At 38.7% G+C, this 11,754-nt stretch carries 1 protein-coding gene; it reads right to left on the reverse strand.

The annotated features are described in order from the left end of the window. Positions 1-5: 5 nt before the first annotated feature. On the reverse strand, positions 6-11,684 hold the full coding sequence (locus tag AB3G33_RS07670; RefSeq protein WP_367773873.1) for an Ig-like domain-containing protein: 11,679 nt from the start codon (positions 11,682-11,684) through the stop codon (positions 6-8). Positions 11,685-11,754: the final 70 nt, after the last annotated feature.

Raw genomic sequence — 11,754 nt, forward strand, 5'->3', positions numbered from 1 at the left:
GTCGATTAATGGACAATAATATTCTTACTAAAATTGCCTTTCGAAGTTTGAATTTTCACAATATACACTCCGGTTCTAACATTTTTAATTGGTAGTTTAATAGAAGCTTGCACACCATCATCAATAGTCCAATTTTCTATTTTTTGACCTAAAATATTGAAAAGGTATACTTTTTCTATTGTATTATCTACAAAATTATTTTTAATGTTTAGTATTTTATTGTCATTGGTAAAATATACTAGTATTCCATCATTCAATTTAGCTTTGTCAACACTAAGGGTTTTATTTGCAAAATGCAAAGAAAAGCGATTTGTATACGCTCCTGGTGTAAGTGATAGAGTTAGATCATTGTTTTTTATATCGTTATAAATCCCAGTTACATTGTCAAATAAATAAATTTCCAGTGAATTAGGAATATTTTCCATTGCATCTATTTTAATTGTTATTTCACCTTCATTAGCCACATTAATACCTACTGGTATAATTTGATCGTCATTAAAATTAGGAACTCCTTGTATAATGAATTGGGTATCATTCATTTCCCAATACATATCATCATCGCTTAAATCATACATGGGAGCATCATAACCAATATCAAATTGATTTGTAGTATTGGGATCAATACCTACAAGTAATTGTCGGTGTGCACCGATTGCAGAGTCAAAACCTAATCGTATTTTTGACCTATCATCTATTTCGGGACTGTTTATTTTAGTAGTGCTATTTGTTTTCATAAATAGGGAGCTTCCGGAACTCTCTCTAACAAATTGTCGCTGACTGTTTTTGAAAAGTAATGTACCTCCTTCAACAGATATTGGGATTTCTGAACCAGAAATGTCAGTATCTAAAAAGGCATCTACAAAAAATCCTTGTGCTACGGGTATGTATTGTTTTGGAATTTTTGATCCAGTTGAACCATCATTGACCGTTAACGAACTATCATTGATTCCAGCTACACCTCCCATTAGGGTATAGGTAGCATAACCTCCTTCATATTCAGCTAAATAATGGTTATTTGATAATCCAAAATGATCCCAATAATAGAGAGCTCCATTAAATACGTTTTTACTATTTGTACAACCAGTGCAATCTCTTAAATTATCTCTTATAAATTGTTTAGCGTCAAGGGCAGATGGATAGGGGTTACCTACCAAATAGGATTGCTCTGGATCTATTTTTAATTGAATTGTTCCAGTATTTGGAATACCAACAAATACATAGTTTTGTAAAGAAGAAATAGGAACAACTCCTCCATTTCCTTTCATCGTAAATCCTTCTCCAATGTTTATTGTCCCTGTACTACCAACATATTTCCATTGATAATAATTTAATAAAGGATCTGATAATGCAGGTGAATTAAAAGCCCATAACCAACGGTTGCTTACAGTTATTGGATTCGTTTGTGGCAAGTCGGCACTAAAGGCACCATCAAGGAACGTTATTACAGTTGGGTTAAATGGATTAGTGGTGACATCAGTCCCGTCTCTTAATACACTTGATATAGAATAATTTATGTTATTAAGGCTTACTGGTGAAGACCAATAATTGTAATTGAAACTATTTTTTTGACCTTGTTGATCTATTAACAGTACACCTTGTCCACCGGTTGGATTTGATGTAGCAATAGTTTGTACCAGTTGCGCTTCACCTGTTAAACGGACATCTCCTTTTAATAAGTTGAGTTGATTTTGTACAGTTAATTCAAATTGATTTACAACACTTAAGCCTTTAGCTGTTCCTGTTGTATTGGTTTTTAGGTTATAAAAAGTTTCGTTTGTTTTTATTCCTAGATTTATAGTTTGAATTTGATTAGCAGTTCCACCATTAAAAGTAACTGTTCCTGTCCCGGGGATAAAAGCACCACTATTTCTCCAATTACGGCTTATTTGTAATTCAGAATTATTAGTGTTAACCATAGTGACAGAAGCTCCAGGATTAACAATTAAATCTCTAGCAGTTGCAATACCACTATATAAAGGGGCAAATGGAGAAGTGTTGTCAATAACTGGCATGCCAAATCCACCAGATGGAGTAGTAGGTATTTGAGCATCAATTGTATAAGAAGGAAGGCCTTGTTCCCAGTTTTTACAATCAAACCAGTCTGTACTTACTAAACCAGTCCAGATACCCGCTGTTCCCGTTAGAACTGTTACTGCTGCTGATCCAGTTAAATCGGATGGTTTTGCAGGGTTACAATTTGCATCGCTTAACGCCGTAACGATATAGGTTGTATTCACAATAATATTTGGGACGGTAAATACATAGGGGTTGGCGCTTGTAGTTACTGTAGTAGGCGTTGTGCCATTTGTATACGTAAAAGTCCAAGGCGCTTTACCTGTTAAGGCAATACTAAAAGTACCAGTACCCCCATAACAAATCGTTTGGTTTGGTCCTATGTTTGCGGTTGGTCGTGGATTTACAGTTACGGTAATATTCTTTGCCGTACCTAAACATCCTTTGGATGTTGGGGTAATCGTATAGACGGCTGTTCCTGATGTAGCACCAGTTGTTGTCAATTTTTGTGCAATTGTATTCCCACTTCCCACAGTTGCTCCTGTCACTCCAGTTTGTACTACAGTCCAAGTAAATGTTGTTGATGTTTCGGTACCTACAACAGCACTTGACAACGGAATGTTTGATATGTCGTCAGAACAGATTGTTGCTGGAGAAGCAGTAACAAGTGGTCTTTTATTTACGGTAACCGTTACATATGTTGTCCCATCAATTCCATAGCTGGTACATCCATTAAGGAATGAGGTTACTGCATAAGTTGTAGTTATTGCAGGAGTTACAGTTACATTTGTAGCATTACTCACACTAATGATTGCCCCTGTACCTAAATTTTGCCACTGGGATGTTAAGGTAGGAACTGGTGCTTGGGGAATTTGGACATTATCAATTGCCCATGAACTACCTCCAAAAGCATTAACACTATTCACCGTTCCATGAAAATTAAATTTTATTCTCAAATTAGAATATCCTAAATAAGCATCCAAATTAATACTCATTGCACTAGTAAATTTATTGTACGGCGTTTTATTTCCAGTATAGGTAATTAAGGTTACTGGATATGTAGCTCCTCCATCAAAAGAAAGTTCTACTTTTCCAGTTGCTCCCGATGCTAATTGATAGGCATAGTCAAAAGTCAAATTAGCAGTTGTTAGTCCGACCAAATCAAAAATTGGCGTTTCTAACCTTGAGTCGATTGCACCTCTTACAATAGCAAACTTATCATTAGATGCTGTGTCGTACTCAGTCCCCGCATTTCCATTAGTTTCCAGCCAGGTATGGTTGTTTCCGTTGTCGCCGGAAGCATTGAAATTCCCTCCATCTACATACCAACCAACAGGTTGAGCAGTATTGAAAAGTCCACCATTTTGTAAATTTTGACTGGTAGAGTAACTAGCACTTGAGGTTAATGTTGTTGAATCACCTTCGCATATTGTGGAAGGTAATGCACTCACAGGGGATGGTTTGATATTTGGAATAATAAATAAAATCGCAACATCTGATTTAACTATTGTACAAGAGGCGTTTTGTATGGCCACTCTAAACATAGTATTTGTTGTTATAGTAGAATAGTTATAGGTTGTATTACCACCATTAGCAATATTGGTCCATGTGTTTCCGGCGTCTATTGAAGTTTCCCAATATAGAATTGTACCAGTATGTCCAGATAAAGTAAGTTGTCCAGATGCGGAGTGACAGTCGGTTTTCGTTTTTGTCCCATCCGAATAGCTAACTATACCACCCGTTGAGGAGGCATCAATTTTGATAGTGTATGTTTTTGGGGTTCCTGTACATCCATTAACAGTTGGAGTAACAGTTATTGTTGCGTTTATAGCTGATGTTCCTGAGTTTGTAGCATTAAATGAAGGTATGTTTCCAGCTCCAGAAGCTGCTAATCCTATGCTTGGATTACTATTAGTCCAAGTGAAAGTACCTCCAGCTGGCGATGAAGTGAAATTGGTTGCAGGAACCACCCCATTATTACAAACGGTTAGGTTTGAAGGTACAGTTACAGTAGGGGTAGGGTTGACTGTTATAGTAAATGTTTTAGATGGCCCCGTACAATTTATGCTACTGTTATTAAATGATGGAGTAACAGTAATAGTTGCGATTACGGGAGTCGTGCCATTATTTATTGCACTAAAAGAGAGGATGCTACCACTTCCAGATGTTATACCTATTGAAGGGGTGTTGTTTGTCCAATTATAGGTTGTGGTTCCACCAGTATTTGTAGTTCCAAAAGTAATAGCAGAAGTTGCATTTCCATTACAAAAAGTCAAATTACTTGGTTGATTAACCTCTGCTGTAGGGTTAATAGTAATTACAAATGTTTCAGCTTGACCATTACATTTAATTCCTCCGTTGTCAAATGTAGGAGTTACATTTATGGTAGCTGTAATTGGAGAACTACCATTGTTTATTGCTGTAAATGAAGGGATATCCCCAGTTCCAGAAGCTCCTAAACCAATTGAAGGATTATTATTTGTCCAAGCATACGTTTTAGTTCCTCCTGAATTTGAAGATCCAAATGTAATTGCTGCGACCGTATTCCCATTACAAACATCAATTGGTGATGGCTTGTTTACATTTGCTTTAGGATTGACAGTAATGGTAAAAGTTTTTGTAGCACCAATACAGCTGGCTCCACCATTTGTAAATGTTGGTGTAACTATTATTGTCGCAATCACAGGAGAATTTCCATTATTTATGGCAGAAAATGAAGTTATGTTTCCAGATCCGGATGCTGCTAAACCTATTGAAGTGGTATTGTTTGTCCAGCTGTAGGTAGTTGTTCCTCCGGTATTTGTAGTTCCAAAATTAACTGCAGTAATGAAACTGCTGTTACATAGTATTTGATCTAGTGGTTGATTAACTTGAGCAGTTGGATTTACCACTACGGTTGAAGTTATGGCAATACCAATGCAAGTTGCAGTTGATGGAATAATAGTAAAGGTTACTGTAACTGGGGCTGAAGTTGTATTAACTAAATTCCCACTGATATTCCCACTACCACTAGCCGCGATTCCTGTCACGGTTCCTGTATTATCTCTTGTCCAATTAAAAATAGTTGATGGAACATTTCCAGAAACGACCATAGGTGTAATTAATGTGCTGGAACAAATAGTTTGCGAGCCATTGGTTACGACTGCATTTGGAGTTGGATTAACAGTTACCGTTGCTGTAATTTTACATCCATTTGAATTAGTGTACGTAATGGTAGTTGAACCTGCGAGAATACCTGTTACTAATCCAGTGTTACTTACGGTCGCGACAGCAGTATTTGATGACAACCAAGGAGAACTCACATTTGGGGATGCAGAACCGCTCAATTGGGTATTAGCGCCTTCACAAACTGAAAGTGTGCCACTGATTGTAGGTATTGGATAAATACTTACTGTGGCAGTAGTTGATTGAACAGAGGAGCAGGTATAACCCGATGGCCCTGAAATCAAAACATCATAGGTAGCTGTTATAGTATTATTATTTAAAATTAATGAAGAGTTCGTTGTTGATGTCGTTGGCGCTCCAATGTTTATACCGTTTTTTCTCCATTGAAAGGAGAGCATATCACCATTTGCATCAGCACTAACTGTTAAAGTAATATTAGATCCACTACATATCGACTGTGTAATAGGTTGGGTAGATACAATTATCGCTTGGTCTACATTTAGTGTTCTTTGCGCTGAGATTACCGGAGAACAAGCTGAAGCACCGCTAACAATTACGTAGTAAATACCATCATCTGATAAACTAGCTTGGTTAAAGTGAAGGTTTGATGATTGTGCCCCAGAAATATTTCCCGAATTGGAAACTGCTACTCCTGGAAAAGCTCCTTTATACCATTGATAGGTTAATTCATCTCCAATTGCGACAACGTTTAAATCTGCAGGGAAACTGGCACAAATACTCGTGTTGGACGGCTGAGTGGTAATTATTACTTCTTTTTTTACTGTGAAAGTTTTTGTTGCACTTGCGGTAGTACATGAGGTTGCTGAATTTGTGGTTAGTTTAAGGATAACGGTTCCACTAAAATTTGAGGCAGGTGTATAAGTTACTGTTTGTGGTGATGCATTTTGAGCTGTATTGCTTAACGTTCCACCTCCAGACGTGATTGACCAAGCACCTGTTGTTGCTCCACCACCAATAGAAGCACCAGTTAAAATAATTGCTGAGGGAGTTGCAGATTGACAAATGGTTTGATCTAATCCTGCATCAACAGTTGATGCCGTATTTACCGTAATTGTTCTTGTGTCAGAAATAGGGGAACAGGAAGTTAAGGCATTTGTAGTTAATGTCAAAATTACATTTCCGCTATAGTTTATAGCCGGAGTATAAGTAACGGTCGCTGGAGTTGCGGTCTGCGCAGTACTACTTAATGTTCCTCCTCCAGACGTAATTGACCAAGCTCCAGTTGTTGCTCCGCCACCTATTGAAGCTCCCGCTAAGGTTATTGATGATGGTGATAAAGATTGGCATGCAATGTTGGGGCCACCAGCATTTACTGTAGGTGCAGTATTAACTGTGATTGTTCTTGTCGCATTGGTAGCAGTACATGAGGTCAAGGCACTTGTAGTTAAAGTCAAAATTACATTTCCGCTATAATTTGTTGCTGGAGTATAAGTAACAAGATCAGGAGTTGTAGTTTGTGCAGTATTACTTAATGATCCTCCTCCTGAAGTAATGGACCAAGCCGCAGTTGTAGCGCCTCCACCAAATGATGCTCCAGTTAATTGAATAGGGGATGGGGATGGGGATTGACAAATCGTTTGATTCAAACCAGGATTTACAGTAGAAGCAACATTAATAGTTATTGTTCTTGTGGCAGTTGTTGGATTACATGATGTAGCTGAATTTGTAGTTAAAGTCAAAATTACGTTTCCGCTATAGTTTATTGCTGGAGTATAGGTGACGCTAGACGGAGTTGCAGTTTGTGCGGTGCTACTTAATGTTCCTCCTCCAGAGGTGATTGACCAAGCTCCAGTTGTGGCTCCACCACCTATTGAAGCTCCTGTTAAGGTAATTGCTGAAGGGGATGAAGATTGACAAATGGTTTGATCCAAACCAGGATTCACAGTTGATAGCGCGTTAACCGTAATTGTTTTTGTAGCACTTACGGTTGAACAAGTGCTTAAAGCATTTGTAGTTAAGGTTAAAATTACGGCTCCACTATAATTTGCCGCTGGAGTGTATGTCACGGTTGCTGGTGATGCGGTTTGTGCAGTATTGCTTAATGTTCCTCCTCCAGAAGTAATTGACCAAGCTCCTGTAGTCGCTCCGCCACCAACTGATGCTCCAGCTAATGTAATGGGCGATTGAGTCGCAGATTGACAAATGGTTTGATTAGTTCCAGCATTTACAGAAGATGCGGCATTTATGGTAATAGTTCTTGTAGCACTTATTGGTGAACAAGAACTTAAAGCATTTGTAGTTAAAGTCAAAGTAATTACCCCACTAGAGTTTGCCGCTGGAGTATAGGTCACAGTTGCTGGTGATGCGGTTTGTGCAGTGCTACTTAATGTTCCTCCACCTGAAGTAATTGACCAAGCAGCAGTAGTTGCTCCACCACCAATAGTCGCCCCTGATAAAGTTAGGGCAGATGGTGTTGCAGATTGGCATACAATATCTGGTCCTCCAGCATTTACAGTAGGTGACGCATTAATAGTAATCGTTCTTGTTGCACTAGTTGGAGAGCAGGCTGTTGGTGCATCTGAAGTCAAAGTTAAAATTACATTTCCGCTATAATTTGCTACGGGGGTGTAAGTCACAGATGCTGGATTTGACGTAGGTGCTGATGATGATAATGATCCTCCTCCAGAAGTGATCGACCAAGCTGCTGTTGTTGCTCCCCCTGAACGAGTTGCTCCAGATAGTGTAATGGCTGATGGGGTATTAGATTGACAAACGGTATCAGGACCACCTGCAGTAACAATAGGAGTTTGGCTTACAGTTATAATTGCATTCCCTGTTGCGGATAAACTACAAGTTGGTGTAGCTGTATAAGCTACACTTGTTAAAGAATAAGTTTTACTAGCAGAAAGTGTAGGTGTTGTTAATACAGCTGTTCCACTTGCGCCAATATTTATTGTCGAACTTCCAGCAATTCCAGTAACTGTGTAAGTAACAGTAGTGTTTGGCGTCGCGTTGAATGTGATGTTAGTAGTTGAACCAGAGCAAATTGTTGTAGTACCACCTATAGATGCCGTAACTGGAGGTAAAACGGTAATTACCATTTGATCAGTTGAAACGGGGCAACTACCTTCTGCCCTTACAGTTGCGGTAAGGGTTACTGATCCGCCACTGGTTGCTATGGCATTATTTATGGTGTAGGTCGCATTGGCTTTACCAGTATTCGAAAAACTTCCAGAGGGTGCGGACCATGTTAAATCATTATTAATATTAGTAGATCCACCACCAGTAGCTAACAGTGAAACTGTACTTGTTCCTGCACAAACTATTTGATCAACACCAGCATCTACATATCCAAAAGTCCCTACAGTTGCACTATAATTAGGGCTTGTACTTGATCCACAAGCATTTGTAGCAGTCACAGAAATGTTTTTAGTTCCAGTTGATTGTACACCTGCATCAACAACTATAGCCGTTGTTCCTTGACCAGAAGTAATGGTCCATCCAGCAGGTACATTCCAGGTGTAACTGGTCGCATTTGCAACAGCTGAAATAGAGTACATTAAACCATAGGCAATTGGACATAGAGAACTAGATTGACCAACTGGAACAATTGGTATTCCAGGAGTGGCAGGAATACCTGAAAATACATTTATAGGTTGTGAGGCAGACACATTGCCACCGCAACCTCCTGTTATGGTATAGGTTATGTTGCAAGTTCCAGCTCCTGTAGCGGTAACAAGCCCTGTAGCATTAACAGTTGCAACCGAGTTGTTGCTACTGCTCCAAGTACCTGTACCACCACCTAAAATTACGGAATTGGCAGTAAAGCTTGTTGAGGTTGAAATACATAAATTACTGATTCCAGTAACGGAAGCAATACTTGCATTTGGATTTATAGTTATCGATTGTTGAGCTGTTTTAGTTCCTGAACATCCTCCTGAAATGGTGTAAATTATGTTTGAAGTTCCTGCGGAAACTCCAGTAACAACTCCAGTTGATGAATTAACTGTCGCTACAGCTGTATTGCTACTTGTCCAAGTTCCAGAACCACCACCTAGGACAACTGAGTTTGCCGCATAAGTTGTTGTTCCAGAAATACATATCGGACTGGCGCCACTAACGGAACTAATACTTGCATTTGGGGTTATGGTTATTGATTGTTGTGCAGTTTTAATTCCTGAACAACCTCCTGAAATAGTGTAAATTATGTTTGAAGTTCCTGCTGAAACTCCTGTGACAACTCCAGTTGATGAATTAATTGTCGCTACAGCTGTATTTGAACTGCTCCAAGCGCCAGTTCCACCACCTAAAACAACTGAGTTTGCGGCGTAGGTTGTTGTACCAGAAATGCAAATTGGACTTGTACCAGTAACGGAGCCAATACTTGTATTTGGTGTAATTGTTAGTGTTTGCTGGGCAGATTTAGTTCCTGAACAACCTCCAGTTATGCTATAAATGATGTTGGTTGTCCCAGCAGCAATTCCAGTAACTATACCTGTTGAAGAATCAACAGTAGCTACAGCGGTGTTACTACTACTCCAAGCCCCCGTTCCTCCACCGAGTACAATGGAATTTGCAGAATAAGTGGTTGTTCCTGCAATACATATCGGACTTGTACCAGTTACGGAACTAATACTTGCATTTGGGGTTATGGTTATTGATTGTTGGGCAGTTTTAGTTCCTGAACAACCGCCACTGATAGTATAAACGATATTGCAATTCCCTGCTCCAATTCCAGTTACAAGACCTGATGAATTTACGGTAGCAATTGCTGCATTACTGCTACTCCAAGTTCCTGTTCCACCCCCGAGTGTAACTGAATTTGCAGTAAAAGTTGTTGTTCCGGAAATACATATTGGACTTGTCCCAGTAACTGAGGCAATATTGGCATCGGGATTTATCGTTATTGATTGTTGGGCCGTTTTAGTACCTGAGCAACCACCAGTTATCGTGTAGATTATGTTTGAATTTCCTGCTGCTATTCCAGTTACTAGGCCTGTAGTTGAATCTACTGTTGCTACAGCGGTATTAGAACTACTCCAAGCGCCAGTTCCACCGCCTAATATAACAGAGTTTGCTGAGTATGTTGTAGTACTACCAATGCATATTGCATTTGTTCCAGAAACTGAAGCAATACTTGCATTAGGTATAATAGTTACAGCCAGATTGCTTGCCGAACTTGTTCCACAGCTATTGCCCGCTGTAACACTTATATTACCATTTTGACCACTATTTCCAGTTGTTATGTTTATTGAAGTAGTTCCTTGTCCTCCAGTTATTGTCCATCCAGAAGGCACAGTCCAATTGTAAATAGTAGCATTTGTTACCGCTGCAATTGTATACGCCTGATTATTTAGTGTTGGACATTGCGTACTAATTCCCGATACAGCTAAAGGGGTAGTTGGTATTGCGGGATTAACTGTTATTGGGATGCTATTACTTGTAATTTTTGTTGGAGAAACGCAAATTGCGTTTGAAGTTAATTCTACAGTAACAACATCTCCATCAATTAAGGTGGTAGAGGAAAAATTAGGACTATTAATTCCAACGTTACTGTTGTTTATTTTCCATTGATAGAAAGGTGTACTTCCTCCGTTTATTGCTACTGCAGAAAAGTTGATATTGTTTCCTGGGCAGATTGTTGTTGATGAAGAAGAAATACTTATAGAAGGAGTTAATAGATCATTAACAGTCATTGTAATTTGATTGCTAGTAGCGTTTACCGGAGCAGCACAGGTAGCATTAGAGGTTAAGACAACTGTTACTTTATCTGTATTAACTAATGACGATGAGGTGAAAGTTGCTGTCGAACTATTGGAACCGATGTTAGTTCCATTAATTTTCCATTGATATAAAGGAGATGTTCCTCCATTTGTAGGATTAGCTGTAAAAGTCACAGATGTTCCAGCACATATATTACTACCTGGACTTACACCAATTGATACAGTTGGAACTGGAACTGAATTAACGATTACCGCTGTAGAAGCGCAGCTAGTAACGTTGCAAGACCCATTATAACGGACGTAATAAGTGGTATTACTTATAGGAGAAACTGTAATACTATTTCCAGTTCCTACGGCAATGCCATTACAAGAACCCGAAAACCATTCAGCCATAGCTCCCGTACCTAGCGTACCTCCACTAACTGTTAGTGTAGTAGATTGCCCGTTGCAAATAGTAGTTATTCCAGAGATAGTTGTAGGAGCAACTGAAAGATTATTTACAGTTACGGTAGAAACATCTGCATATGTTATGTCGCAAACTGAAGCAGTATTTGAAGTAGCAAAAACGGAATAAATTGTAGTTATTGATGGCGATACTGTAAATGTGATATCTGAACCAGTTCCGGTTATAGGGCTTCCAATGTCAGAAGCTCCTATTCTTAATTGATAAGTCATAGTGATTTCACTATTTGACAAAATAATCGAAGCATTTTGACCAATACATATTACGTCATCTGAGAGGCTTCTTTCTAAACAATCTTGTCCGAAACTGTGAAATGAAATGAAATAGAATATTATTATAAATAAGTATTTTTTTTTCATGATATCAACATTTTGAATTAAACAATTTAGCAGTTTAATAAAATGTACATATAGTAGAGATATGGCTATT

The organism is Flavobacterium sp. WC2421, assembly GCF_040822115.1.
Lineage (GTDB): Bacteria > Bacteroidota > Bacteroidia > Flavobacteriales > Flavobacteriaceae > Flavobacterium.

Coding starts and splice junctions, on each gene's coding strand:
- AB3G33_RS07670 (WP_367773873.1), bottom strand. CDS start 11,684: ATGAAAAAAAAATACTTATTTATAATAATATTCTATTTCATTTCATTT.